Below are 25,909 nucleotides of genomic sequence, written 5' to 3'. Positions count from 1 at the left end.
CCTGTTGCCGCATCCTTGCCGGGATCGCGGCTTTTCTCTTCCCGCGGGAGCTGCGATGGCCGAAGCTGTACGCCACGACAAGACTGCGCGCCAACTGCGCCTGTTGTCCGATGCGCTGGACAGCGGTCGGCTGGGGCCGGTGCGCCGCCTGGTCAACACCCTGGCGCCGGCCGAGATCGGCAATCTGCTGGAATCGCTGCCGCCGGGCAAGCGCGAAGTGGTGTGGGGCCTGGTCGACCCGGAAGACGACGGCGAGGTACTGGTCCACGTCGGCGAGGAAGTGCGCGAGAGCCTGCTCGCGGACATGGACCCGGACGAAATCATCGCCGCGGTCGAAGACCTGGATATCGACGATCTGGCCGACCTGGTCGAGGATCTGCCCGATACGGTCATCGATGAAGTCCTCAAGTCGATGGACCGCGAGAACCGCGAGCGCCTGGAACAGGTGCTGTCCTATCCCGAGGACAGCGCCGGCCGACTGATGAACCCGGACGTGGTGACCGTGCGCGCCGACGTCAACGTGGACGTGGTGCTGCGCTACCTGCGCCTGCGCGGCGAACTGCCCGACCACACCGACCATCTGTTCGTGGTCAGCCGCCGCCACCAGTACCTGGGCCGCGTCTCGCTGGCCGCACTGGTCACCCACGAAGACACCACCCCCATCAACCGCCTGATCGATGACGAACAGCCGGCCATCGATGTTGGCGAAAGCGACCAGGAAGTGGCGCGGCAGTTCTCCGACCATGACTGGGTCTCCGCGCCGGTGGTGGATGACAACAACATCCTGCTCGGCCGCATCACCATCGATGACGTGGTGGACATCATCCGTTCGCAGGCCGAGCACCAGGCGCTGGGCGCCGCCGGTCTGGACGAGGAAGAGGATCTGTTCTCGCCCATCAAGCGTGCCGTGCGCGGCCGCGTGGTCTGGCTGGGCATCAACCTGTGCACCGCCTTCCTGGCTGCCAGCGTGATCGGCCAGTTCGAACTGACCCTGCAGAAGGTCGTGGCGCTGGCCGTGCTGATGCCGATCGTGGCCGGCGTGGGCGGCAATGCCGCGGTGCAGGTGCTGACCCTGATGGTACGCGGCATCGCCCTGGGCCAGGTCGGCCAGAGCAACGCCCGCATCCTGCTGTGGAAGGAAGCGCGCGTTGCGTTGATCAACGGCACCCTGATCGGCCTGCTGGTCGGCGTCATCGCCTTCCTGTGGTTCCACAGCCTGCTGCTGTCGCTGGTGATCACCCTGGCGCTGATCATCAACTTCCTGGCCGCCGCACTGGCCGGGGTGCTGCTGCCGCTGCTGCTCAAGCGCATGAACGTCGACCCGGCCGTGGCCGGCACGGTGGTAGTGACCGCGGTGACCGACGTGATGGGCTTCTTCAGCTTCCTCGGCCTGGCCACCCTCATCCTGCTGCACTGACCCGCACGGGGTCAGATCCCTGCGCAGCAGGGCTCTGACCCCTTGTCGCGTCCTCCTCCGCCCGTCTTTTTTCCCGGAAGCCCATGGCCACCACGATCGACAACTACTTCCAGCCCGGCTGGCGCGAACAGATGCACACCTGCGCAGCATGCGAGTGGAAAGGCAGCTCGCGCGCGATGGTGATGGAACTGGACGAAGACGCCACCGAGTACGACTGCCCGGTGTGCGAGAACCCGCTGCTGGTGGTGATGCACCCCGACCTGGCGCAGGTACAGGCCGCGGCCGCGGCGGGCAATGCCGAAGCACAGGAACAACTGGCCATCATCGCCAGCGCGCCGCGCCCGCAGTGATGCGCTGCACGATGCCCGGCGCTGGGCGGCCGATTACCATGAAAACGCTTCCAAACCTTGGGGAAACGTCATGGCTCGTCCGTTACTGCGCTGGCTGCCGCTGCTGGCCGTACTGATGCTTGGCGCCTGTGCCAGCACGCCGGACCGCGCTCGCGGGCATTTTGAATCGCGCGCGGTGAAGGTGGACGGGCAGACCGCCTACTACCAGGTGTTCATTCCCGCTGACAGCGCACGCGCCGCCGGTCCGCTGCCGGTGATGCTGTTCCTGCACGGCTCGGGCGAACGCGGCGGCGACGGGGTGAAGCCGACCCACGCCGGGCTGGGCCCGCATCTGCGCCGCCACGCGGCGGATTTCCCGGCGTTGGCGGTGTTCCCGCAGGTGCCCGGCGACCAGGAATGGAGCGGCCACAACAACCGCGTCGCCATCGCCGCACTGGATGCAACCGTAGCCGAGTTCGGCGCCGATCCCGCGCGCCAGTACCTCACCGGCATGTCGATGGGCGGCTACGGCAGCTGGAACATCGCCCTGGACGACCCGCAGCGCTTCGCCGCCATCGTACCGGTGTGCGGCGCCGTGCTGGCCCCACGCGCAGTGCGCCCGACCCTGTTCGTCGAACAGGTCGCGCACGAAGCCGATCCCTACGCGGCCATCGCCCAGCGCCTGCAGCGCACCCCGATCTGGATCTTCCACGGCGCGCTGGACGACGTCGTGCCCCCGGCCGACGACCGCAGACTGCACGCCGCCTTCCAGGCCGCCGGCGCGCGCGACGTGCGCTACACCGAATACCCCGACGGCAACCACAACGCCTGGGACGCCACCTACGCCGATCCCGCCATGTGGGCCTGGCTGTTCGCGCAGAAGCGCTGACGCCCCGGTAGGTGCCCCCCCCTGGTTGGCACACGCATCGCTCTGGTAGGTGCCAACCTTGGTTGGCACACGCTTACCCCAAGCCACGCCATTCCCCGATGTTCACCGCAGTCATCCCCGCCCATGCTTGCTTCCATGAACAGCCCTCGACTTCTGCTCGGCCGTCATTCCCGCATCGGCCTCAACTACATCCTCACCACCGTTGTGCATGGCCGCGCTCCGTTGCTTGCCAGCGATGCTGCTGCAGAGCTGGCGATCCGCGAATTCCAGCGCCTCGACCAGGAAGGCTTCACCCGTTCCATTGCCTACGTGGTCATGCCCGACCACATTCATTGGCTGGTCGAACTGCGCGCAGGAACACTTGAAACGGTGATGAAGCGTTTCAAGTCGCGCACGGCACAGCAGGTGAATCGATCTTCAGGGCGAATCGGGCGTTTCTGGCAGGGCGGCTATCACGATCACGCGATTCGATCTGATGAATCGCTGTACCGGCATGCGATGTATCTGATGGGTACCCCGATCAGGGCTGGGTTGGCGGCACAGGTCGGGCAATATCGACACGCATGGTGCGAATGGGAGCTGGAATCGCCAAGTGGTTTTCTGGGATCCACTGGCACTGACGAATAGTGCCAACCAAGGTTGGCACCTACCAGAGCGGGGGGTGTGCCAACCAAGGTTGGCACCTACCAGAGCGGGGTGTGTGCCCGCCAATACAGCTGTCAACCCAGCAGGGTTTCCAGCACGGCCATGCGTACGGCCACGCCGTTGGCGACCTGGCGCAGCACCCATGACTGCGGGCCGTCGGCCACTTCGTCGGTCACTTCCACGCCGCGGTTGATCGGGCCCGGGTGCAGCACGGCGGCGTCCTTGTCGGCGCGGGCCAGGCGTGCGGCGGTCAGGCCGTACTGGGCGTGATACTGCTCCAGCGACGGCACCAGGCCTTCTTCCATGCGCTCGCGCTGCAGGCGCAGCATCATCAGCGCATCGGCGCCTTCCAGCATGGCGTCGAAGTCCTCGCCGACCACGCAGCCCTTCAGGGTTTCATCGTCGGGCAGCAGCGACTGCGGGCCGCACACGCGGATCTCGCCCACGCCCAGCGTGCGCAGCGCGTGCAGGTCGGTACGGGCCACCCGCGAGTGCTTCACGTCGCCGACGATCACGACCTTCAGCTTCGAGAAGTCCGGGCCTTTGGCCTGGCGCAGGGTCAGCATGTCCAGCAGGCCCTGGGTCGGGTGCGAGCTGCGGCCATCGCCGGCGTTCACCAGCGCGGTGCCCTCGCCGGCCGCGGCGGCCAGTGCCGCCACCGCGCCATCGTCGGGGTGGCGCACCACGAAGCCGCGCACGCCCATTGCTTCCAGGTTCTTCAACGTGTCGCAGGCGGTCTCGCCCTTGCGCGTGGAAGACGTGGAGGCATCGAAGTTCAGCACATCGGCGCCCAGGCGCTGGGCCGCCAGCTGGAACGAACTGCGGGTGCGGGTGGACGGTTCGAAGAACAGCGTGCAGACCGCAGAACCGGCCAGCACCTGGCGCTTGTTGCCAACCCGGCCAACGGCCGCATCGCGGATCTGGCCCGCGCGGTCGAGCAGCTGCACCAGGGTTTCGCGGGGAAGGCCTTCAAGGGTCAACAGGTGGCGCAGGCGGCCGGAGGCATCGAGTTGCTGGGCGGTCATGGCAGGCGTCGTGCAGTCAGGGAATGGGGATGGCATCGTCGGGGGACGACAGCCAGCGGTCGATGATCACCGCCGCAGCCACGGCGTCCAGCGCGGCCGCATCACGGCGGCGCTTGCGCCCTTCGGCGCGCTCGACGGCGAAACGGCGGGCGGCTTCGACCGAGCTGGAACGCTCGTCGATCATCACCACCGGCAGCTTGAAACGTTCCCGCAGCTGGCGGGCGAAGCCCTGCGCGCGCTTGCGGTTGGGTTGGTCCTGGCCATCCAGGGTGAGCGGATCGCCCACCACCAGGCCATCGGGCTTCCATTCCTTGATCAGGCGCTCCACGGCGGCCCAGTCGGGGCCGTTGCCGTGCACATCGACCACGGCCACCGCGCGGGCATGCGCGGCGAACGCGCTGCCGATGGCCACGCCAATCCGTCGCGAGCCGACATCGAAGCCGAGCACGGTGCCATCGCGTCGGATCACGGCCGGCTCAGACATGGCCGCTGTAGTCGGTCAGGCGGAACAGGTCCACGCCGATACGCGCCGCCGCGCCCTGCCAGCGCTGTTCCAGCGGCAGCTGGAACACCACTTCGGCATCGGCCGGCACGGTCAGCCAACTGTTCTCGGCCAGTTCGCTTTCCAGTTGCCCCGCCCCCCAGCCGGCGCAGCCCAGGGTGACCAGCGCATTGGCCGGGCCTTCGCCGCGGGCCATGGCTTCCAGGATGTCGCGCGAGGTGGTCAGGAACAGACCGTTGCCCACTGCCAGGCTGGAATCCCACGCGCGGGCATCGTCATGAATGACGAAACCACGTTCAGGGTGTACCGGCCCACCGTTGAGCACCATGCGCGCCTGCAGCTCGCCATCGCCGGTGGCGATGTCCATCTGCGCCAGTACCTCGCCCAGGGTGTATTCCGACGGCTGGTTGACCAGCACGCCCATGGCGCCGTTCTCGTCGTGCTGGCAGATCAGGGCGACGGTACGGGCGAAGGTGGCGTCGGTCAGCGACGGCAGCGCGACGAGCAGGTGGTCGGCAAGGGAAGTAGGCGTTACAGGCATGGCGGTCATTCTACCTGCTGGCGCCGCACGCGGGCGCGAAGGCATGGGCTAGGATGGCCGCATCCAAGGAGGAAACCCCATGCAACAGGACGCACCACTGGCGTGGCCAACGCGCAGCATGATCGTATTGATCGCACTGCTGCAGGGTCTGGCGCTGTACGCCGCGCAGGAACTGAACGACACCGCCCCCTTCCAGGACATCGCCTGCCGCTATGCCTGGAATGCCTGGGTGCTGACCGTGCCCACGGCCGTCGCGCTGACCCTGGTCGACCTGAGGGATCGCCGGCTGTGGCTGCATGCGGCGCTGGCATCGCTGCTGGTGGTGGCGCTGGCCGGTTGGGTGGGCTGGACCCTGCGTGGCATGGAAGGGCGCTGGACGTCCGCGCAGAGTGAACCCCTGGCCGTGGGCATGGCGGTGGCGACCTTCGTGCTGCTGCCGTGGTGGCAGTTCCGGATGCAGCACGGTTCCTGGCGCGCCGACCACGCCGCCCTGTTTGATCGCGCCTGGCAGAACGGACTGGTGCTGTTGCAGGCGGCCGTGTTCACCGGCCTGGGCTGGATGCTGCTTTGGTTGTGGGCCGCCCTGTTCACCCTGGTCGAGGTGACCTTCTTCCAGCAACTGTTCGCCGAGCGCGCCTTCGTGGCACTGGCCACCGGCACGCTGGCCGGGTTCGGTGTACTGATTGGGCGCACCCAGCACCGCGCCATCCAGATTACCCGTCAGGTGCTGTTCGCGATCTGCCGTGCGCTGTTGCCATTGCTGGCGTTCATCGCCGTGCTGTTCGTCGTGTCGCTGCCCTTCACCGGGCTGATGAGCGGCGTGGGCTACCGCTCGCCGGCCAAGGAACTGCTGACCCTGGCCCTGCTGCTGATCTGCCTGGTGAATGCGGTGTACCAGCGCAGCGATACTGAACTGCCCTACCCGCGCATGCTGCGGCGTGCGGTGGAAGCCGGCCTGCTGACGCTGCCGATCTACGCCGGACTGGCGTTGTACGCACTGGCACTGCGTATCGGCCAGTACGGTTGGACCATTGATCGCTTCTGGGCAACGGCGGCGGCGTTGATCACCGCCGGCTACGCGCTGGGCTACGCACTGGCCGTGGTCCGCCCCGGGCAGCGCTGGCTGCAGGGCGTGGAACCGGTGAACCGGGGGATGAGCTGGGCGGTGATCGCCGTGGCACTACTGGGCAACTCCCCCGTACTGGACCCGGCGCGCATCGCCGCGGCCAGTGTGGCCGAGCGGCTGCGCAGCAACCCCGCGCAACTGGTGGTGCGCGATGTCAGTTACCTGCGCGAACACACCGGACGCCGGGATGTGGACGTACTGCGCAGGCTGCAGCAGGACCCCGCCATCCAGGCCGACCGCCGCGCCTCGAGCATCATTGCCCAGCAACTGAGCGGCAAGAAAATGCCCGGCTATCGCCAGGAGAACCTGGCGGAGGCCGGCGTGTACGATCTGCCGACGCTGAAGGCCCGCATCCACCTGGCCAAGGGCAGCGAATCGCCACCGGACAGCTGGTGGCAGGCGGTGCTGGATGATCTGGACAGCACGAAGTGCCTGTCCAGCGATGACGGCTGCATCGCCCTGCAGCGCGATATGGACGGCGACGGCCAGCCGGACGTGCTGCTATGCCAGATCCGCAGATCGTGGGGCCCGGAGTGCGATCTGCACACCCTCGACCAGGGGAAATGGCGGAGTGTGGGACAGTTCCGGTTCGGCAGCGCCGATGCGCAGGCCACCACCCAGGCGCTGCGCGAAGGCCGCCTGGAACTGCGCGAGAGCCGCTGGCCCGAATTCCTGCTGGATGATCAGACCAGCACCCTGCAGTACAACCACGACTTCGGTGAAAGGCGCAGCAAATGAGCGGATACTGCCTCATCGCCCCGGGCCATCCGGTGCACGATTACTACCACGCCCATGAATACGGCTTCCCGCAGCGCGACGAACGCGAACTGTTCGAACGCCTGGTGCTGGAGATCAACCAGGCCGGGCTGAGCTGGGAAACCATCCTGAAGAAGCGCGAGGGCTTCCGTGCGGCCTACGATGGCTTTGACGTGGACCGCGTGGCGGCCTATGCCGAGCAGGACATCGAACGCCTGCTGTCGGACACCGGCATCATCCGCAACCGGCTGAAGGTGCAGGCCGCGATCCACAACGCGCAGGTGATCCAGCAGCTGCGCGCGCAGCACGGCAGCTTCGCCGCCTGGCTGGATGCGCACCACCCACGCAGCAAGGCCGACTGGGTGAAGCTGTTCAAGAAGACGTTCCGCTTCACCGGCGGCGAGATCACCGGCGAATTCCTGATGAGCCTGGGCTACCTGCCCGGTGCGCACGCCGAGGATTGCCCGGTGCATGCGCGGCTGTTGAAGCTGGCCCCGCCGTGGCTGCAGGCGGCTGGCCGTTGATGCAGATCCGCCGGGCATGGCCCGGCGGATGCTTTGTGAACGCGTTGCCTGCGGTCACACGCCCATGTACCGACCGGGGCGGTGGTTGAACATGAGCACCAGGCTGAGCACCACTGCACCAATGGCCGAGTACATCACCTTTGACGGCGACAGCACGAAGAACGCGGCCACCATCAGGCAGGCGTCGAAGGACATCTGCACCTTGCCGGCACTCCAGCCGCGGGTGCGCTGCAGGTACACCGCCAGGATGCCGATGCCGCCCAGGCTGGCCCGGTGGCGGATGAAGAACAGGATGCCCAGCCCGGACAGCGCGCCACCCACCAGCGCCGAGTACAGCGGCGCCATGTGCGAGAAGTCCGCCCAGCGCGGCAGGATGTCGGTCAGCACGCCACAGGCGGTGACCGCGGCGAAGGTCTTCAGGGTGAATTCCCAGCCCATGCGGCGCACGGCCACCCAGTAGAACGGCAGGTTCACCAGCACGAACACCAGGCCGAAGTTCCAGCCCATGGCGTAGTGCAGCAGGAAGGCTGCCCCGGCCATACCGCCGATCATCAGCCCGCCCTTGGCGAAGATGGCCAGGCCCAGCGAGGCCACCAGCATGGCCAGTACCATGCCCTGCACGTCTTCGGCAACGGAATGGCGAAGTGCTTTGTCGTCGGCCGGGGTGCCGGCGCTGTCCGGGGGCGGGGTCAGCGGACCGGCGGTGACCAGGTGGCCGTCAGCGTCGTCGCACGGCGCGGGGCCATGGGAATGCAGGGACATGGGTGTGGGGGTGCAGCAGTGGGGACGCGTATTAGACACGATCCCGATGACAGTTGCAGATGAAATCGATTCAGTTGGGTGGCCGTCGAACGGCGCAGCCCCTCGTGGCTGGGCGGCTGCCAAAAGCAACAGCCGCGTTTGGCCGGGCGGGGTGGGGCCGCGGGGGACGCCGTAAACCCTTCCATGGGGGCTTGGCCGCGGCATCCATGCCGCGGACACCCCCGCGGCCCCACCCCGCCCGGCCTCTGACAGGTTCCGTGTGCCGTCCAGCCACGTGAAAAGAAAAAAGAAAAAGCAGGAGCGGGTCGCTTCGCTCGGTGAAGCGGGGGTCAGCGCGCGGCTTTGAGATGGTGGGCGACCAGGGCGTTGGCGTGGCCGTGGCCCAGGCCGTGCTCTGCCTTCAGGTAGCTGACCAGTTCCATGTGCTTCAGGCCCGGCTGCTTCGCCAGCAGGCCCAGCCAGTGCGCCACGGGCTGACCGTAGGTTTTCTCGATGGAAGGGAAATACGAGGCCGGGCCTTTCGGCGGGGATGCAGTACTCATGTGCAGCTCCTGTTGAACGTCATTCATTAGACGAACCACACCGCCACAAATCGACAACCCCACTACCAAGACGTCGGAGCCCGTTGCGCAGCAACGGGATCCGACCCCGCCTGGCCCGACAGATCGCAGGAAACTGTCGAAGGCGGGGTGGCTCAGGTTGCGGGGGCGTGAGCGCCATGGATGGCGCGACCGAGCTTACATGGGTGAGGGCGCTTTGCTTGCGAAGCACTGCTTCGCAAGCGCCCGAACGCCCAGCCGCCAGCGGCTGGGCCGGGCCCCGGAGGGGTACTTGCGCCGTCCCCCGCAACCTGAGCCACCCCGCCCGCCCACGGAATGCCAGCTTTTGACGTTGCCGTTGCTGGCGCTGTTGACGTTGACGTTGCTTCGGCAGGTGCCGGGCGCAGCCCGGCCGTATCATCCCCTCATGCCCCGTGAAAACCTCAATGACCTGCAGGCCTTCGTCCACGTCGCCCGCGAGGGCAGCTTCACCCGCGCTGCCGCGCAGCTGGGCGTGTCCCAGTCGGCACTGAGCCATGCCATGCGCGGGCTGGAAGAACGCCTGGGCGTGCGCCTGCTGACCCGCACCACCCGCAGCGTGTCCACCACCGAAGCCGGCGCCCGCCTGCTGCAGTCGCTGGCCCCACGGCTGGCGGAAATCGAAGATGAACTGGCCGCGCTGGCCCAGTACCGCGAGCGCCCGGCCGGCACCATCCGCATCAACGCCACCGGCCACGCCGCCGAATACCTGGCCTGGCCCCGGCTGGCGCCGCTGCTGCAGCAGCACCCGGACCTGAACGTCGAACTGACCACCGATTACGGCCTGGCCGATATCGTCGCCGAGCGCTACGACATCGGCATCCGGCTGGGCGAACGCCTGGCCCGCGACATGGTGGCCGTGCCGATCAGCCCACCACTGCGCATGCGCGTAGTCGGCGCACCGGCGTACTTCCGCCAGCACGTGGCACCGGTGCACCCCCACGATCTGGCCGCGCACAACTGCATCACCCTGCGCCTGCCCACCCATGGCGGTCTGATGCCTTGGGATTTCGGCCGCGACGGCGGCGAGCTCAGCGTGCGGGTGTCCGGACAATGGACCTTCAACACCATGGGCATGACCCGCACCGCCGCGCTGGCCGGCAGCGGCCTGGCCTGGCTGCCCGAAGACCAGGTGCAGGCCATGCTGGACGACGGGCGCCTGCAGTCGACGCTGGATGACTGGTGCCCCACGTTCGACGGGTATTACGCCTACTACCCGTCACGCCGCCACGTCAGCGTGGCCATGCGCACCGTGCTGGACGCGCTGCGCGGGCCGATGGGGTGAAAGCTGAAGGAGTGCGGACCAACGGTCCGCACCCACCACAGATCAGTTCAGCCCTTGGCCTGCGCCGCGCGCTGCGCGTTGTAACGCTCGCCGACGATCGCCACTTCGTCCAGCACCTGGGCGATGTGCTGCAGTTCCTGCGGCGACAACTGCAGGTCCGCAGCGGCCAGGTTTTCTTCCAGACGGTGCACCTTGGTGGTGCCGGGAATCGGCACGATCCACGGTGCCTGCGCCAGCAGCCAGGCCAGCGCCACCTGCGCCGGGGTTGCACCACGCGCCGCGGCCAATGTGCTGATGCGGTCCACCAGGGTCTGGTTGGCGCGGCGCGCTTCTACCTCGAAACGCGGCACGGTGTTGCGGAAGTCGTTCTCGGCAAAGGTGGTGTCGGCAGTGATCGCACCGGTCAGGAAACCACGGCCGAGCGGGCTGAACGGCACGAAGCCGATGCCCAGTTCCTGCAGCGTGGGCAGCAGCTCATGCTCGGGTTCACGCCACCACAGCGAGTACTCGCTCTGCACCGCCGCCACCGGCTGTACCGCGTGCGCACGGCGCACGGTGGCCGCGCTGGCTTCGGACAGGCCGAAGTGCAGCACCTTGCCTTCGGCAATCAGCTCGCCCACGGTACCGGCCACGTCCTCGATCGGCACGTTCGGGTCCACGCGGTGCTGGTAGAACAGGTCGATGCGATCGGTGCGCAGCCGCTTCAGGCTGGCTTCGGCCACCGCACGGATGTTCTCAGGGCGGCTGTCCAGGCCGGTATCGGTGCGCGCCTGCTTGAAGCCGAACTTGGTGGCGATCACCAGCTGGTCGCGGTACGGCGCCAGCGCCTGGCCGACCAGTTCTTCGTTGGTGTACGGGCCATAGACTTCGGCGGTGTCGAAGAAGGTGACGCCGCGTTCGACCGCCGCGTGCAGCAGGGCAATACCCTGCTCCTGCGCAACAGGCGCGCCGTAGCTGTGGCTAAGGCCCATGCAGCCCAGGCCCAGCGTGGAAACCTTCAATCCGCTGCGGCCGAGTTCACGTGTCTGCATCGTCGTGTTCCTGAAAGGGGGAACGACGACGATACGCCGGCCAGGCCGCCGGATTGAACGGCCTGGATGGCAGTCAGTCATGACTGGAATTCATCAATCGGTATCAGAACCGACGACCGGCCAGCATCACCCCGAACACCAGTGCCAGCAGCAGCACGCTGCCGCCAACGATCAGCAGCAGGATATGCCAGCCACCGAAGCGGTCCATCTGCTGCATGTCCACCCGCTCATCCTGGTGGTAGCGGCGCAGCAGGCTGTTGATCGGCAGCAACGGCATGAACGCCAGCACCGAAAGCAGCCCCACCCCGCCGCGTACCTGGCCGACCAGGCCCAGCAGGATGTAGAACACCGTCAGCATGCCCGGGGTGAACGCCAGGACGCGCCGTCGGTTCTCGGCCACGGCCTGCAGTTCGCGGAAGCAGAAGTACGCCCAGATGGGTGAGAACAGCGCGCGTGCCCAGGGCCATTGTTCGCCCCCGCTCTCGCGCTTGATCGCCCTCCAGTTCCGCCAGAACCAGTACATCGGGTACACGCCCAGGGTGGACAGGGACAGTGCGACGATCTTCATGGTGGGCGGCGAATAGTAGACCGCTGCGGTGGATGTGGCCTGCCTGGCCAGCGGCGTCGGCGCGGGCGCCGGCGTGGCCGGCAGCACCGGCGGGCGCGCAGGCGCAGCCGCCGGCGCACGGTACGGGTCGTGCAATTCCATGTGCAAACCTGTTGTTGTCGCGCCGGCGCGGTGCCGGCTCCCCCTGCCCCGCGAACGCGGTGACGGCGCGACTATCGCAGACCGCGCCGGTAGAGTCGAGCTTGCCCGACTGCCCTCCGGCGTAGAGTCGAGCGTGCTCGACTGCCCAGGCCATCAGTCGAGCAAGCCCGACTCTACGAAAGCGCGGTCAACGGGGCGAAATTCCGCCTTTGCAGCCGCATCAGGCGCTGAACTTACCCAGCTGGTAACGAAGCTTGCCTCCCTCCACCACCATCCACTTCCTCTGCTGCAGCTCGGCAATTACAGCAGGAATCTGTTGCTGCGGTACATGCCCAGCCAATGCATTGCCCAACGACTTGATCGAGGCCGGGCGTTTGCTGCCCACCTTGACCAACCACCCATGAACGTACTTCAGGCACTCCTGCCCACTCATCGGCTTGGCCGTTGATTTCGCCTGGGGCGTGGCCGCAACGGGCGCTTTCGCCGCAACACCGCGGAACATCGGCAGCGCCTCTATAGACACACTGCGGGACACCGCGAACTGCCGCCCGCGCAGATATGCGATCAGCGGGTCGTAGCCGGTGTCCTTGGAAACAATGTGGATGCGCGCCTTCGGGTCGCTGCTGAGCAGCTCACCGACGTGGAAGGCAATATGGAAATCAAGCGCATTGGGTCCCTGCCCCTTGCAGCGCACGTAATCGCCGCGACTGCCCAGGGCGTGGATCGCCTCGGCCACGTCGATGTGGATCTTCGTCTGCGCACTGCCCACGAACACGATGACCGTGAAGCCTGGTGCCACCAGTGCTTTCAGCGAACAGGGCTGCACGTTCTCGTAATCGATCAGCACAACGTTGCGCAGCGCCGGCATGTCCATATGCACCCCCGTCAGGTTGCAGCAGCCGCCGGGGTGCGTTCACCCCGGCACTCTCCGGGCGCTCAACGCACCTCGGAAATCTCCACCCCATCAAGACCCTGCGACAGCGTGCGTGCGTCGCCGCCCTGGCTCAGCTTGATGCGCAGGCGCACTTCGTTCTGCGAATCGGCGTAGCGCAGTGCGTCCTCGTAGCTGATCTCGCCGGCCTGGTACAGCTCGAACAGGCTCTGGTCGAAGGTCTTCATGCCCAGCTGGACCGATTCCTTCATCAGCTCCTTCAGCTTGTGGATCTCGCCATCGCGGATGTAGTCCTGCACCAGCGGCGTGCCCAGCAGGATTTCCATGGCGACCTTGCGCGAGCGACCGTCCGGCGACGGCACCAGCTGCTGCGCGACCACGCCCTTCAGGTTCAGCGAAAGGTCCATCAGCAACTGGTTGCGGCGGTCTTCCGGGAAGAAGTTGATGATGCGGTCCATCGCCTGGTTGGCGTTGTTGGCGTGCAGCGTGCACAGCACCAAGTGGCCGGTTTCGGCGAAGGCAATGGCGTGGTCCATACCTTCGCGGGTGCGCACTTCGCCGATCATGATCACGTCCGGCGCCTGGCGCAGGGTGTTCTTCAGCGCCGCTTCCCAGCTGTCGGTATCGATGCCCACTTCGCGCTGGGTGATGATGCAGCCTTCGTGCTTGTGCACGAATTCGATCGGGTCTTCGATGGTGATGATGTGGCCGGTCGAGTTCTGGTTGCGGTAGCCGATCATCGCCGCCAGCGAGGTGGACTTACCGGTACCGGTGGCGCCAACGAACAGGATGATGCCGCGCTTGGTCATCGCCAGCGTCTTGATGATCGGCGGCAGGCTCAGTTCTTCCACGGTGGGAATGCGCGTCTCGATGCGACGCAGCACCATGCCCACCTGGTTGCGCTGGTAGAAGCAGCTCACACGGAAGCGCCCGACCCCGGCCAGGCCGATGGCGAAGTTGCACTCGTGGGTCTTTTCGAATTCCTCGCGCTGCGCCGGGGTCATCACGTTCAGCACCAGGTCGCGGCTCTGCTGCGGGGTCAGCGGTGTCTGGGTGATGGGCGAAATCTTGCCGTTCACCTTGATCGCCGGCGGCATGCCGGCGGTGATGAACAGGTCGGAGGCGCGCTGGTGCGCCATCAGCTTGAGGAACGAAGTGAAATCGATGGTGCTGGCGGTGCTGTTCATGGCGGGCTCCCAATGGGCATGTGCCAGAGATCGGTCGAAGGCGGAACGTCAATGCGGCGACCGCGCCTGTGCGGGCCACCGCGCCGAAGCCGTCCTTACTCGAACAGACGCTTGTCCTTGGCGTACTCGCGCGCTTGGTTGCGGGTGATCAGGCTGCGCTTGACCAGGTCCTGCAGATGCTGGTCCAGGGTCATCATGCCGTACTGCTGGCCGGTCTGGATGGCCGAGTACATCTGCGCCACCTTGTCCTCGCGGATCAGGTTGCGGATGGCCGGGGTGCCGACCATGATTTCCCACGCGGCAGTACGGCCACCGCCCACTTTCTTCAGCAGCGCCTGCGAAATGACCGCGCGCAGCGACTCGGACAGCATCGAGCGCACCATCGGCTTTTCGCCGGCCGGGAACACGTCGATGATGCGGTCGATGGTCTTGGCCGCCGAACTGGTGTGCAGCGTGCCGAACACCAGGTGGCCGGTTTCCGCGGCGGTCAGCGCCAGGCGGATGGTTTCCAGGTCGCGAAGTTCGCCCACCAGGATGATGTCCGGATCTTCACGCAGCGCCGAGCGCAGTGCTTCGTTGAAGCCGTGCGTATCACGATGCACTTCGCGCTGGTTGATCAGGCACTTCTGCGAGGTGTGCACGAATTCGATCGGATCCTCGACGGTGAGGATATGGCCGTATTCGTTCTTGTTGATGTGGTCGATCATCGCCGCGAGCGTGGTCGACTTGCCCGAACCGGTCGGACCAGTCACCAGGATCAGACCCTGCGGCTGCTGGATCACTTCGCGGAACAGCGGCGGGCAGGCCAGGTCTTCCAGGGTCAGCACTTCCGAGGGAATGGTACGGAACACCGCACCGGCACCACGGTTCTGGTTGAAGGCATTGACACGGAAGCGCGCCAGCGACGGAATCTCGAAGGAGAAGTCCACCTCGAGGAATTCCTCGTAGTCGCGGCGCTGCTTGTCGGACATGATGTCGTACACCAGCGCGTGGACCTGCTTGTGGTCCAAGGCTGGAATGTTGATCCGGCGAACATCGCCGTCCACGCGGATCATCGGCGGCAGGCCTGCGGACAGGTGCAGGTCGGACGCTTTGTTCTTTACGGAAAACGCCAACAGTTCGGCGATATCCATGAGCGGCTACTCCCCAATAACGGCTGCGACTGGAAGGATCTTTCCCCGGGCGGCAGTATAGCCTCCTGTCACACCGGAACGCGTTACGTGCCCACTCCCCTGCCCGAAATTCTGAGCAACCTGCACAACGCCGCCGAGGCCGCCGGGCGGCCACCGCCACGCCTGCTGGCCGTTTCCAAGACCCAGCCGGTACAGGCCGTGGCCGCGCTGGCCGCGCAGGGCCAGCAGGCCTTCGGCGAGAACTATGTGCAGGAAGCCCTGGCCAAGATGCAGGCGCTGCAGGACCTGCGGCTGGAATGGCACCTGATCGGCCACCTGCAGTCGAACAAGGCCGAGGCCGTGGCGGCGCATTTCGACTGGGTGCAGAGCGTGGACCGGGCCAAGCTGGTGACCGCGCTGGCCCGCCATCGCCCCGCCGGGCGCGAGCCGCTGAACGTGCTCATCCAGGTCAACATCGACGATGAAGGCAGCAAGCACGGCTGCTCGCCGCAGCAGGTGGATGCGCTGGCCCAGGCCATCGCCGCGGAACCATCGCTGCGCCTGCGTGGCCTGATGGCGATCCCTGCGCCGTGGCCCGAGGCCGCGCGCCGCCGCGAGGCTTTCGTGCGCATGCGCACACTTTTCGAGACACTGGCCGCCGGCCACCCGCACGTGGAAACCCTGTCGATGGGCATGAGCGGCGACTACGCCGAAGCCATCGCCGAAGGCGCCACCCTGGTGCGCATCGGCACCGCCCTGTTCGGCGCGCGTCCGCGTCCGGCCTGATTCGCAAGGAGAACTGTTCCATGGCAGCGGCATCCATCACCTTCATCGGCGGCGGCAACATGGCGCGCAGCCTGATCGCCGGGCTGATCCGCCAGGGCACGGCCTCTGGGCTCATTCATGTGGCCGAACCGGTGGCTGAACTTCGGCAGGCACTGGCCGATGATTTCGGCGTGCAGACCCACGACAACGCCGCCGATGCGGCGGCACAGGGCGGCGTGTGGCTGTTGGCGGTGAAGCCGCAGGTACTGCGCGGCGTCTGCCAGAGCCTGCAGGCGCTGGCACAGCAACACCCGCCGCTGGTTGTATCGATCGCCGCCGGCATCACCAGCGCGCAGCTGCAGCGCTGGCTGGGCGGTGCCCTGCCGGTGGTGCGTGCGATGCCCAACACCCCTGCTCTGCTCGGCGCCGGCGTGACCGGCCTGTATGCCACCGCCGCAGTCAGCGCGCAGCAGCAGGCCCAGGCCGAACAGGTCCTGGCCAGCGCCGGGCGCACGGTGTGGATCGACGATGAAGCGCTGATGGATTCGGTCACCGCCGTCTCCGGCAGCGGCCCGGCCTATGTGTTCCTGCTTGCGGAAGCGATGGAAGCGGCCGGTATTGCCCAGGGCCTGCCAGCCGAAGCCGCGCGCACGCTGGTGGTGCAGACCCTGCTGGGCGCCTCGCGCATGCTGGATGAAGCCGGCGAGAGCCCGGCCGAACTGCGGCGCCGGGTCACCTCGCCCAACGGCACCACCCAGGCCGCGATCGAAAGCTTCCAGGCCGATGGGTTTGAACGGCTGGTCGGCAAGGCGCTGCGCGCGGCACAGCAACGTGGGCGGGAATTGTCTGCCGCCAACGATTGATCCCAATGTGCGTGGATGTGGGGTCAGATCCCTTTGCGCCAGCAAAGGGCTCTGACCCCTGACCCTGATCTACCCCAGCTGCTCCATCACGTACTCCACGAAGCACTGCAATCGCGGCCTGGGCCTGCGGTCGGGCAGATAGATCAGGTGCATCGGCCGTGGCTCGGGAAGATAGTCGCGCAGCACCGGCTTCAGCCGCCCCGCGGCGATCTCGGCAGCCAGCAGGGCCGTCGGCTGCAGCACCAGACCCGCGCCGGCCACTGCGGCCTCGCGCAAGGCCAGGCCGTCATTGCTGCTCAAGCGCGCTTCCCAGTCCACCTGTTCGCCGTTGGCCAGCTGCCAGCCATGGCCGCCGCGCCAGGCCAGGTGGCTCAGGCAGTCATGCCCGGCCAGATCGGCCGGCGTGCGCGGTGTGCCGCGACGGCGCAGATAGGCCGGTGCCGCACACAGGCTCATCGCATACGGCGGCAAGGGGCGCGCCACCAGTTCCTGTGACGGCAGCGGGCCGACCCGGATCGCCGCATCGAAGCCGTCTTCGATCAGGTCCACGCGGCGGTTGCTCAGGTCCAGTTCGATGTTCAGTTCCGGCTGTGCGCGCAGCAGGCCAGCCAGCAGCGGCGCCAGCACGCAGCTGCCCCAGGTGGTGGGCGCGCTGATGCGCAGCAGGCCACGCGGCTGCCGCTGCAGGCCCGCCACGTCGGCCTCGGCCTGCAGCACCTGCTCCAGCACCTGGCGGCAAGCGGCCAGATAGGTAACGCCGGCGTCGGTCAGCCGCTGGCGGCGGGTGTTCCGCTGCAACAGCGCACTGCCCAAGTGCGCCTCCAGCTGCTGGATGTACTTGCCCACCATCACCGCCGAAACCTGCAGGTGTTCGGCGGCGGCGGAAAAGCTGCCATGGTCGGCCACGGCCACGAACGCCTGCATGCAGCGCAACAGATCCATTGCAAACTCCTGATTAGCAATCAGCGAACCTTTTCCACCTTACCAAACCCACGCTCCCAGCGCAGACTGACCTCCTACCCGCTTCGTATTGGAGTCGCCATGAAGATCCTGCTCGTCGGTGCCAGCGGTACGCTGGGCCAGGCCGTTGCCCGCCATCTGGGTCAGCAGCACCAGATCATCACCGCCGGCCGCAACAGCGGCAGCCTGCGCGTGGACCTGACCGATGACAGCAGCGTGGCCGAGCTGTTCGCGCAGAGCGGCCCGCTGGATGCGGTGGTTTCCACCGCCGGCAAGCTGCACTTCGGTCCGCTGCAGAGCATGACCGCCGCCCAGTTCAACAGCGGCCTGCAGGACAAGCTGCTGGGTCAGGTTCGTCTGGCACTGGCCGCCCAGCATCACCTGACTGCAGGCGGTTCGATCACGCTGACCAGCGGCATTGTCAGCGCGCAGCCGATCCGCGACGGCGCCAACGCGACCGCGGTGAACCAGGCGCTGGAAGGCTTCGTGCGTGCGGCTGCACTGGAACTGCTGCCGCGCGGGCTGCGCATCAACGTGGTCAGCCCGAACGTGCTGGTGGAATCGATGGAGGCCTACGGGCCGTACTTCCCTGGCTTTGAAGCGGTGACCGCGCAGCGCGCCGCGCTCGCCTTCCAGCGCGCGGTGGAAGGCATCCAGAGCGGCGAGACGCTCACCGTCTGGTAGGCGCTGGCAGCAACGGATCAGCCCCAGCGCATGGGGCCATCGCCGCGCTGGCCCAGCACATCGTCCGGGTTGGCCAGCCGGCAGCGCTTCAACGACAGGCAACCGCAGCCGATGCAGCCGGTCAGTTCATCGCGCAGCAGCTGCAGCATGTGGATGCGTTCTTCCAGCTCCTGCTGCCAGCGCGCCGACAGTCGTGCCCAATCGGCCTTGGTCGGCGCGCGCCCCTGCGGCAGGGTCTCGAACGCGCGCGCCACCGCTTCCAACGGCATGCCCACCCGCTGCGCCACGCGAATGACCGCCAGCCGGCGCAGCACATCACGCGCATAGCGCCGCTGGTTGCCCGCGGTGCGCAGGCTGCTGATCAGCCCCTTGCGCTCATAGAAGTGCAGCGCCGACACCGCCACGCCGCTGCGTCGCGCCACCTCGCCCACCGCCAGTTCCGATTCCGCCATTGCTTGACCTCAACCATGGTTCAGGTGCGATGCTGGCTCTTCCGCAGCGTTAACACAAGCGCCGCACTGCTATCGTTTGCCGATGAACACCAACTCCCCTGCGGCCGTGGCGCAAGCGCCCGTGGCCGATTCCATTCTGTCCCCTGACCACCGGGCCACCACCGTGGGCATGGTGGTGCTGGTTGCGTTGCTGGCGTTCGAGGCGCTGGCGGTGGCAGCGGCCATGCCCACCGTGGGCGAGGCGCTGGATGGCCTGCGCCTGTATGCACTGGCCTTTGGCGGAACGCTGGCCACCAGCGTGGTCGGCATGACCGTGGCCGGGCGCTGGGCCGACCGCGATGGCCCCGCCCGCCCGCTGTGGTGGGGCCTGGCCAGCTTCCTGCTGGGCCTGCTGCTGGCCGGGCTGGCCACGCGCATGGGCATGCTGGTGGCCGGCCGCCTGCTGCAGGGGCTGGGCAGCGGCGCGATCTCGGTCGCGCTGTATGTGATGGTCGGCCGCCACTATCCCGAAGCGCTGCGGCCGAAAGTGTTCGCCGCGTTTTCCGCTGGCTGGGTCGTGCCGTCGCTGGTGGGCCCGGCGATCAGCGGCTTGATCGTGCAGCACCTGGGCTGGCGCTGGGTATTCCTGCTGGTGCCGTTGCTGGCAGTGCCGGCGGCGCTGATGCTGCGGCCTGCCCTGGCCGGCCCGGCGCGCGTGGCAGCCGCTGCGGGCGCGGAGCAGCCGGACGACCGCGTGCGCTGGGCGGGCGGCGCGGCGTTGGCCGCCCTGTTGTTGTACGTGGGCGGCCAGCAGCACGGCGGCGTTGCCGCGGCCTGCATGATCGTGGCGGTGATCGCATTGCTGTGGTGTGCGCGCAGGCTGTTGCCCAACGGCACCCTCGCACTGCGCCGCGGCCTGCCCAGCGTGATCGCGCTGCGCGGCGTCGCCGCATCGGCCTTCTTCGCCTGCGAGGCGTACCTGCCGCTGCTGCTGCAACGCGAGCGCGGGCTCTCGCCCAGTTGGGCAGGTGCGGTGCTCAGCCTGGGTGCGCTGGGCTGGTTCGCTGGCTCGTGGCTGCAGGGCCACCAGCAGCGCGGCTGGTCGCGCCAGCGCCTGCTGCGGGTGGGCACGGTGCTGATGAGCGTGGGCATCACCGCCACCCTGGCGGTGCTGTTCAACGCGGTGCCGCTGCTGCTGGCGCTGGCAGGCTGGGCCCTGACAGGTTTCGGCATGGGCCTGATCTACGCCAGCCTGTCGGTGCTCACCCTGTCACTGTCAGCGCCGCAGGAACAGGGCCGCAACAGTTCGGCGCTGCAGTTGAGTGAAGCGCTGTGCGTGGCCACGGCGCTGGCCGTGTCCGGTGCCTTGTTCGCCCTGTTCGTGGAAAGCGCGCCGCACACCGGCTATGTGCTGTGCCTGGCGATCACCGTCGGCCTGGCCGTGTTCGCTACCGTGGTTGCGCGGCGGGTGTAGGCGCGCTTGGGGTCAGAGCCCTTTCCCATGGAAAGGGATCTGACCCCTGGGCCACTCAAGGTCGAATAACAGGCCCGACCTCGTCGATGTCCTGGTGCAGGATGCGCCGCACTTCCAGCACGGCCTGCGGTGTTTCCTGCACGCTGTGGCCGGAAATGATCACCTTTTCCGACAGCGCGCCCGGCAGGTGCGCACTCCAGTACGGCACCAGCCCATCGTCGGATTGCTGCAACGGCAGTTCCGGTTTGCGCTGGGCGATGATCGAGTGGTACTTCAGGCCCGGCTCGATCGGCAGGTGCGCGGCGGCCTTCACGAACGGGTCGCTGGCCTTCAGGTTGTCGATGCTGTTGGGAATCTTCGGCTTGGCGGTGCCATCGACCTGCTGCTCGGCCTGTGCCAGTGCCAGGAACACATCTTCGAACTTGCCCAGGATGGTCAGCGGCAACCGCACCAGCCGGCCAATCAGCCGGCCCAGCTTGTTGCCGGCAATATCGGTGCCCTGGTGGGGAGCGGCAATGAAGATCGCGCGCTCGACGTGCGGCTGCGCCTTGAAGTGCAGCAGCGGGCCCAGCTTGGCCTGCACGCGCTTGAGGCGTTCGCCCTTCAGTTCGTAACTGGCCAGCAGGTCGTCCCACAACACCTCACCGGAATCGCTGACCAGCAGCCGCGCCAGCACGCCGCCCATGCTGTGGCCGATGTAGACCATGTCCTTCGAAGCCGGCGCGCTGCCCTGCGGGTCGAAATGCTTCAACGTATCGTTGAATGCGGTGGCGATCTCGTAGCGGTTCAGTGCAATCGGTGCATTGGTCGGGTAGTAGACCTGCCACACCTGGAACTGGCTGCGCAGCTCGGGGTCGCCCATGATCTCGTTGGCCAGGTTCACCCAGGCTTCCGGGCTGCTGGCCAGGCCGTGCAGCATGAAGATGATGCGGCGGTTCGGGTCCCACGGCTGCATCAGGTAGATGTGCGGTTCGCCGATGCCTTCGCTCAGGCCGAACAGGGTGCGCAGCGACTGCGTGGCAAAGCCGCTCTGCGCCAGCCACAGGCCATAGGCAGCGGTGAAGTTGCCGGCCAGCGGCACGCTTTCGCCATGCAGGGTGATGCGTTCGGTGGCTTCCGGGGAATAGGCATCCAGCTCCACCCGCCGCGTGCGCATCACATCCTCCAGCGTTTCGCCCTGGAAGCGCAGCAGCGCGGTCACGTTGATCGCCGACATCTCGCTGAACACCGGCACGTCGGCATCGCGCCCGCGGCGGGGCGTCAATGCTCCAGCGCCGCTGTCGCTGCCCTGCACCTGCGGGCCGTCGCCGGCGATCACCGGCGCCACCAGCTTCGGCGGGTCCATCACCATTACCAGTTCGGCACCGAAGCCATCACGGCGGTAGGTGCTGCGCAGGCCGACGAAGCTGACCGAGCCGGCCGGTACCAGCTGCGCGGGAATGCTCTTCAACTGCAGCTGCCCGTAGTTCGAGGCCAGCGTCCAGCTGCCGGCCGACAGCGGCTGGGTGTAGTCCTCGCCGGCCAGCGCCGCCGCGCGCGCACGGGTGAACAGCACCACCGCCGCCTTCTCGGCGGCGTAGTTGTAGTAATCGCGCACCTGGGTCTGGCGATCCTCGAACGCGCGATCCGACGGCGAGCGACCGCTGTGGAACAGATAGGCATAGCCGTAGCGCGCCGCTTCCAACCAGGCATCCAGCGCGGCATCGCTCATCGGCGGTTCGCCCTGCACGTGTTTCTTCGGGGTCAGCGCCAGCGCGGCCTTCACCCACAGTTCGGACAAGGTGGACAACCGCTGCTCGACGTTCAGGTCGTCGGTCATCAGCAAGGTGCTGCGGCAGACCAGGAAATCCTTTTCGCACTGCGCTTCGTCCAGACCGGCCGCACTCAGCGTTTCGCGCGAGGCCGGGCTGAGCTTGCCGGTATTCAGCACATCCGAACGCTTGTTCACCAGCGAGTCGCTGGACGCGACCTGCTTCACCGTCACCATCGCGCAGCCACTGCTGCCCAGCAGCAGGACCGTGGCCAGCACGGCCGGCAGCAGGCGGCCCACGCCCATCATCGCGCGCAGGCTCATAGCTGTTCGTCCTGGCCGGTACCCGGCACGCCCTGGCGGATCACGCGGGAAAAGTCCTGCCCCGGCGCCATCTGCAGCGCACGCTGGGTGATGCGCCCCTTCGCGTGCAGTTCGTTGAAGGGCACGCCCGGGGTCAACGCGCCCACCTGCTGCGCGTACTCAGCCAGGTAGCCCGATAACAACAGGCGGTAGTCCAGCGGCAGACCCGGCGCGATATGTCGGGCCAGGTCGAACACGATGGTGGTGCAGTTGCTGGTCAACGTGTTGTAGAAGGCCGGCTTCTCATCCAGTTTGCGCGCCTCGTCCAGATAGGCGGCAAACAGGGTTTTCAACTGTGCGCGGTCCATGCCGTGCAGCCGGTACAGGTACACATCCTCGCCGCGCGCATTGGTGCGGGTACGCAGGATGTCGGTTTCCTCGGACGCCACCAGGGTCATTTCGAAGCGGCGGAAGAAACCGCCGATGGCCGAAAACGCCTCGCCGCGTTCCTTGCGGATTTCCAGCGAGAACACCAGGTAGCGCCCATCGTCGAAGCCGAAGGACACCAGCGTGTGGGCGATGGCCGGGCCCATCCAGTACGACAGCACCAGATCGGCCGAACGCAGCTGGTCCAGATCGTAGCGGCGCTGCACCCAGCGCGCGTCGTAGTCGGTTTCGCTGCGCCAGGTGAAGTCGCGCACGTTGTCCAGCACCACATGGCGGCCGTCGAACGAGGCCACGTGCAGGCGCTGGGCCACGTCGTCGGCCCAGTCGCGGTCCTGGCGCGGGGTCAGCAGCAGCCAGCCCAGCCCGGCCAGTCCCAGGCAGGCGGTCACCGCGGCCGTCCAGCGGCGCGGGCTGCGGCCACGTGCCACCCGCCAGGCGGTGAAGCCGGCCAGCCCCAGCCACAGCGCGGCCACCGCCGCCGACAGCCATCCCGGCCCGGGCAACTGGTAGGCCAGCAGGCCGGCCACCCACAGCGCCAGCAGCGCCATGGCACATCCTGTCATCCAACGTCCTGCGGCTCTCACGGGCATCCTGTCGCTTGCGGGGGCGGCCTAGTTAGCCACAAGCGACCTGACCCTGGCATCTACAACGCGTTCAGCAAGCGCATACTGGCGGCCTGACCACAGTGCTGGGAGCATGCATGGGCATCACATCGGTCGCCGGCGTTCCGGTCCAGGCGCAGCACCGCGCCACCTGCCATTGCGGCACGATCGAGCTGCAGCTGGACCTGCCCGAGGGCATCGTCGATCCACGCCGCTGCGACTGCTCCATGTGCCGGCGCCGCGGCGCCATCGTGGCCAGCGTGACCCGGCAGGGCCTGCAGGTGCTGCGCGGGCACGCTTACCTGCGCCTGTACCAGTTCAACACCCACGTGGCCGAGCACTACTTCTGCGGCCTGTGTGGCATCTACACCCACCACCGGCGCCGTTCCAACCCGGACCAGTTCGGCTACAACGTGGCCTGCCTGGAAGGCATCGATCCCTTCGCGCTGGGGTTGATTCCGACAAACGATGGCGTTAACCATCCGGCCGACCGGAACTCCGGCACCGAGGCTCAGTGACGGCTTCGGCGCACTGGCGGGCCGATCTTCTGCCACGGCGCCATGCCACTGCGCCCTGCCCGTGCGGGACGCTTGAGCCAGGGCCGACGGGGCGGCAACGGCGGATCAACCGCCATCGGCGTCGGTCGGCGGCTGGGCCAGAGATGATCAAGCAGCCACATGGCAGGTCTCCGTGGGGGACGGGGACGATCAACCCTAGACCCACCGCGGCATAGGCCGCGTGAGTCCCAGGCGACACCACCATGACAGTGGCGGGGGCTCACGCGTGACCGGACATGCGGCCGCGCACGCCGTCACTGCGTCCCAGCAGTACCTGCAACAGCAGTGCGCACGCCAGCGTCAGCCCCGACAGCGTCCGCAGCAGCATCGCCAGTGCCTGGCCGCTGGCCTGCTGCAGCTCGGTCACGGTGGCGTGCGGAAACCACGCCTGCGCGGCTTCCAGGTCACCACTGGCCAGATACATCGACGCTGACGCGGTGGCTTCCGGCCAGGCGCTGGGCAGGTGCCGGCCGATCAGCCCAGCCAGCAGCGCGGTGACCGCGGCCAGTGCAATGCCCTCGCCGGCCACCCGCACGGTGCCGAACATGCCGGCCGCCATGCCGGCGCGCTGCACCGGCACCACGCTGACCGACAGACCGTCCATCAATCCCCAGGGCAGCGCCGCACCCGCACCGATCATCAGCAAGGGCGCGATCCACTGCACCGGCACCGGTGTTGCAGCATGCCGCGACAGCCACCACAGGCCCTGCGCGCACAGCAGCAGCCCCAGCGTGCACAGCAGCGTGCTGCCGACATGCTGTGCCCAGCGGGCGGCCAGCATCGGCAGCACCAGCAGGGGTGCCGACAATGCCAGCATCTGCAGGCCGACGATGCCCGTGCCCTGCCCGTGCACGCCCAGCAGCTGCAGCGGCAACACCACCAGCAGCACCACGTAGCCGAAACAGGTAGCGACCGGCAGCAGCTGCACGCCCACGAAGGCGCGCTGCGAAAAAAGCGACAGGTCCAGCAGCGGCGAACGCTGGCGCCGCTGCTGGCGCACGAACAGCACCGCCAGCAGCGCGCACGCCGCCATCGCCACCCACACGCACGGCGCGCTGCTGCCGTATTCGCCGAGCCACAGCAGCGCCAGGGTCAGGCTGGCCAGCATCAGGCTGAAGACCAGCATGCCGACCCCATCCAGACGCACGCGGTCGCCGTGGCTTTCGCGCAGCACGCGCGTACCCAGCAGGCAGGCCAGCAGGGCCAGCACACCGCTGGTGGCAAACACGCTGCGCCAGCCCAGCAGGTGCAGAAGCGCACCGGCCAGCAGCGGCCCCAGCGCCAGTCCGGCACCGAAGGTGGTGCCCAGCAGGGCGAAGGCGCGTGCACGGCCGGGGCCGCGCCACGCATCGGCCAGCGCGGCCGTGCCCGCCGCCAGCGCGGCCGCCGCCGCCACGCCCTGCAGGCCGCGCGCGATGTCCAGCCACAGCAGATCGGGCGCCATGCACACCGCGACGGTGGTCACGGCAAAGCCGGCGGTTCCGGCCAGGAACAGGCGACGCCGCCCGAAGCGATCCGCCAGCGCACCGGCGGCCAGCAGCAGCCCGCCAAAGGTCAGCATGAAGGCATTGGTCACCCAGGCCAGCGCCAGCGGCGAATCGTCAGGACCAGACTGCAGCGATGGCACCACCACCGCGCCGGCGGAAAACGCCAGCGGCAGCGCGAGCGCGGCCAGGCACACGGCCAGCAGCGCGCCACGACCTTCAGCAGCGGGAACATCCTGGGTGGAACATGAAGCCATGCGGTCCTCCTTCTTCGAAGGG

General features: G+C 67.6%; 27 protein-coding genes. 12 read left to right on the top strand and 15 right to left on the bottom strand.

Annotated features, from left to right (window positions below; all coding sequences use genetic code 11):
* Positions 1–55 precede the first annotated feature (55 nt).
* The 4 genes from mgtE (at position 56) to C1922_RS05235 (ending at position 3,262) form a co-directional block, all read left to right on the top strand.
* Positions 56–1,417, top strand: a complete 1,362-nt coding sequence (gene mgtE, locus C1922_RS05250) for a magnesium transporter (RefSeq protein ID WP_108748796.1) — start codon at positions 56–58, stop codon at positions 1,415–1,417.
* An 83-nt stretch (positions 1,418–1,500) separates the two neighbouring features.
* Positions 1,501–1,767 carry a hypothetical protein gene (locus C1922_RS05245; protein ID WP_108748795.1) on the top strand — a complete coding sequence of 89 codons (267 nt, stop codon included), beginning with the start codon at positions 1,501–1,503 and terminating at the stop codon, positions 1,765–1,767.
* Between the two features lie 70 nt (positions 1,768–1,837).
* Positions 1,838–2,635, top strand: coding sequence for a prolyl oligopeptidase family serine peptidase (locus C1922_RS05240; protein ID WP_108748794.1), 798 nt, complete (start codon positions 1,838–1,840; stop codon positions 2,633–2,635).
* Positions 2,636–2,770: 135 nt separating this feature from the next.
* Positions 2,771–3,262, top strand: a complete 492-nt coding sequence (locus C1922_RS05235; protein WP_108748793.1) for a transposase — start codon at positions 2,771–2,773, stop codon at positions 3,260–3,262.
* A 92-nt stretch (positions 3,263–3,354) separates the two neighbouring features.
* On the opposite strand, the gene C1922_RS05230 is transcribed toward C1922_RS05235, so the two are convergent.
* From C1922_RS05230 to C1922_RS05220, 3 genes are read right to left on the bottom strand one after another with little or no spacing between them, the layout of a single operon-like run.
* On the bottom strand, positions 3,355–4,305 hold the full coding sequence (locus C1922_RS05230) for an aspartate carbamoyltransferase catalytic subunit (protein WP_108748792.1): 951 nt from the start codon (positions 4,303–4,305) through the stop codon (positions 3,355–3,357).
* Between the two features lie 16 nt (positions 4,306–4,321).
* Positions 4,322–4,789 carry a Holliday junction resolvase RuvX gene (gene ruvX, locus C1922_RS05225; RefSeq protein WP_108748791.1) on the bottom strand — a complete coding sequence of 156 codons (468 nt, stop codon included), beginning with the start codon at positions 4,787–4,789 and terminating at the stop codon, positions 4,322–4,324.
* Complete coding sequence (locus C1922_RS05220; RefSeq protein WP_108748790.1) at positions 4,782–5,348, bottom strand: YqgE/AlgH family protein; 567 nt, start codon at positions 5,346–5,348, stop codon at positions 4,782–4,784. The genes ruvX and C1922_RS05220 overlap by 8 nt, the downstream gene beginning before the upstream one ends.
* Positions 5,349–5,427: 79 nt before the next feature.
* Here C1922_RS05220 and C1922_RS05215 point away from each other — a divergent pair, with 79 nt between their 5' ends.
* Positions 5,428–7,212 carry a DUF4153 domain-containing protein gene (locus tag C1922_RS05215; protein WP_108748789.1) on the top strand — a complete coding sequence of 595 codons (1,785 nt, stop codon included), beginning with the start codon at positions 5,428–5,430 and terminating at the stop codon, positions 7,210–7,212.
* The gene (locus tag C1922_RS05210) at positions 7,209–7,754 is read left to right on the top strand and encodes a DNA-3-methyladenine glycosylase I (RefSeq protein ID WP_108748788.1); all 546 of its coding nucleotides are present in this window, start codon (positions 7,209–7,211) and stop codon (positions 7,752–7,754) included. Before C1922_RS05215 ends, C1922_RS05210 begins: the two co-directional genes overlap by 4 nt.
* A 54-nt stretch (positions 7,755–7,808) precedes the next feature.
* Here C1922_RS05210 and C1922_RS05205 read toward each other — a convergent pair whose 3' ends face one another.
* Positions 7,809–8,516, bottom strand: coding sequence for a YitT family protein (locus C1922_RS05205; RefSeq protein WP_108748787.1), 708 nt, complete (start codon positions 8,514–8,516; stop codon positions 7,809–7,811).
* 329 nt (positions 8,517–8,845) lie between these two features.
* The gene (locus tag C1922_RS05200; RefSeq protein ID WP_108748786.1) at positions 8,846–9,058 is read right to left on the bottom strand and encodes a DUF4287 domain-containing protein; all 213 of its coding nucleotides are present in this window, start codon (positions 9,056–9,058) and stop codon (positions 8,846–8,848) included.
* Positions 9,059–9,482: 424 nt separating this feature from the next.
* Between C1922_RS05200 and C1922_RS05195 the strand changes: the two genes are divergently transcribed.
* Positions 9,483–10,379, top strand: a complete 897-nt coding sequence (locus C1922_RS05195) for a LysR family transcriptional regulator (RefSeq protein WP_108748785.1) — start codon at positions 9,483–9,485, stop codon at positions 10,377–10,379.
* Between the two features lie 47 nt (positions 10,380–10,426).
* On the opposite strand, the gene C1922_RS05190 is transcribed toward C1922_RS05195, so the two are convergent.
* The 5 genes from C1922_RS05190 to C1922_RS05170 form a co-directional block, all read right to left on the bottom strand.
* Positions 10,427–11,410, bottom strand: coding sequence for an aldo/keto reductase (locus C1922_RS05190; RefSeq protein WP_108748784.1), 984 nt, complete (start codon positions 11,408–11,410; stop codon positions 10,427–10,429).
* Positions 11,411–11,513: 103 nt separating this feature from the next.
* Positions 11,514–12,119: a hypothetical protein gene (locus C1922_RS05185; protein WP_108748783.1), complete on the bottom strand. Its 606-nt coding sequence runs from the start codon at positions 12,117–12,119 to the stop codon at positions 11,514–11,516.
* Positions 12,120–12,339: 220 nt separating this feature from the next.
* Entirely contained in the window at positions 12,340–12,987 is a 648-nt protein-coding gene (locus C1922_RS05180) for a PIN domain-containing protein (RefSeq protein WP_159091862.1), read from the bottom strand.
* 68 nt (positions 12,988–13,055) lie between these two features.
* Positions 13,056–14,198: a PilT/PilU family type 4a pilus ATPase gene (locus C1922_RS05175; RefSeq protein ID WP_108748781.1), complete on the bottom strand. Its 1,143-nt coding sequence runs from the start codon at positions 14,196–14,198 to the stop codon at positions 13,056–13,058.
* Between the two features lie 95 nt (positions 14,199–14,293).
* Complete coding sequence (locus tag C1922_RS05170) at positions 14,294–15,331, bottom strand: type IV pilus twitching motility protein PilT (protein ID WP_108748780.1); 1,038 nt, start codon at positions 15,329–15,331, stop codon at positions 14,294–14,296.
* A gap of 87 nt (positions 15,332–15,418) precedes the next feature.
* On the opposite strand from C1922_RS05170, the gene C1922_RS05165 reads away from it, so the two are divergent.
* Together C1922_RS05165 and proC are read left to right on the top strand one after the other, a co-directional pair.
* Positions 15,419–16,096, top strand: a complete 678-nt coding sequence (locus C1922_RS05165; RefSeq protein ID WP_108748779.1) for a YggS family pyridoxal phosphate-dependent enzyme — start codon at positions 15,419–15,421, stop codon at positions 16,094–16,096.
* Between the two features lie 20 nt (positions 16,097–16,116).
* On the top strand, positions 16,117–16,938 hold the full coding sequence (gene proC / locus C1922_RS05160) for a pyrroline-5-carboxylate reductase (RefSeq protein WP_108748778.1): 822 nt from the start codon (positions 16,117–16,119) through the stop codon (positions 16,936–16,938).
* Between the two features lie 69 nt (positions 16,939–17,007).
* On the opposite strand, the gene C1922_RS05155 is transcribed toward proC, so the two are convergent.
* Positions 17,008–17,880, bottom strand: coding sequence for a LysR family transcriptional regulator (locus C1922_RS05155; RefSeq protein ID WP_108748777.1), 873 nt, complete (start codon positions 17,878–17,880; stop codon positions 17,008–17,010).
* Between the two features lie 99 nt (positions 17,881–17,979).
* On the opposite strand from C1922_RS05155, the gene C1922_RS05150 reads away from it, so the two are divergent.
* Positions 17,980–18,582, top strand: coding sequence for a short chain dehydrogenase (locus C1922_RS05150; RefSeq protein ID WP_108748776.1), 603 nt, complete (start codon positions 17,980–17,982; stop codon positions 18,580–18,582).
* Between the two features lie 17 nt (positions 18,583–18,599).
* On the opposite strand, the gene soxR is transcribed toward C1922_RS05150, so the two are convergent.
* Positions 18,600–19,034, bottom strand: coding sequence for a redox-sensitive transcriptional activator SoxR (gene soxR, locus C1922_RS05145; RefSeq protein WP_108748775.1), 435 nt, complete (start codon positions 19,032–19,034; stop codon positions 18,600–18,602).
* An 82-nt stretch (positions 19,035–19,116) separates the two neighbouring features.
* On the opposite strand from soxR, the gene C1922_RS05140 reads away from it, so the two are divergent.
* A complete protein-coding gene (locus tag C1922_RS05140; RefSeq protein WP_108748774.1) occupies positions 19,117–20,487 on the top strand; it encodes an MFS transporter in 1,371 nt (456 codons plus the stop codon).
* 55 nt (positions 20,488–20,542) lie between these two features.
* Here the strand turns inward: C1922_RS05140 and C1922_RS05135 are convergent, their stop codons facing one another.
* Together C1922_RS05135 and C1922_RS05130 are read right to left on the bottom strand one after the other, a co-directional pair.
* Complete coding sequence (locus C1922_RS05135; protein WP_108748773.1) at positions 20,543–22,561, bottom strand: hypothetical protein; 2,019 nt, start codon at positions 22,559–22,561, stop codon at positions 20,543–20,545.
* Positions 22,558–23,535, bottom strand: coding sequence for a DUF4105 domain-containing protein (locus C1922_RS05130; RefSeq protein ID WP_108748772.1), 978 nt, complete (start codon positions 23,533–23,535; stop codon positions 22,558–22,560). The genes C1922_RS05135 and C1922_RS05130 overlap by 4 nt, the downstream gene beginning before the upstream one ends.
* 152 nt (positions 23,536–23,687) lie before the next feature.
* On the opposite strand from C1922_RS05130, the gene C1922_RS05125 reads away from it, so the two are divergent.
* Positions 23,688–24,107: a GFA family protein gene (locus C1922_RS05125; RefSeq protein ID WP_108748771.1), complete on the top strand. Its 420-nt coding sequence runs from the start codon at positions 23,688–23,690 to the stop codon at positions 24,105–24,107.
* Positions 24,108–24,366: 259 nt separating this feature from the next.
* Here C1922_RS05125 and C1922_RS05120 read toward each other — a convergent pair whose 3' ends face one another.
* Entirely contained in the window at positions 24,367–25,887 is a 1,521-nt protein-coding gene (locus C1922_RS05120; protein ID WP_108748770.1) for an MFS transporter, read from the bottom strand.
* Positions 25,888–25,909 lie beyond the last annotated feature (22 nt).

The sequence above is a fragment of the Stenotrophomonas sp. ZAC14D2_NAIMI4_7 genome, assembly GCF_003086675.1.
Classification (GTDB): domain Bacteria; phylum Pseudomonadota; class Gammaproteobacteria; order Xanthomonadales; family Xanthomonadaceae; genus Stenotrophomonas.
The sequence above is the reverse complement of the archived record's forward strand: the minus strand, read 5'-3'. Positions and strand labels throughout refer to the sequence as shown.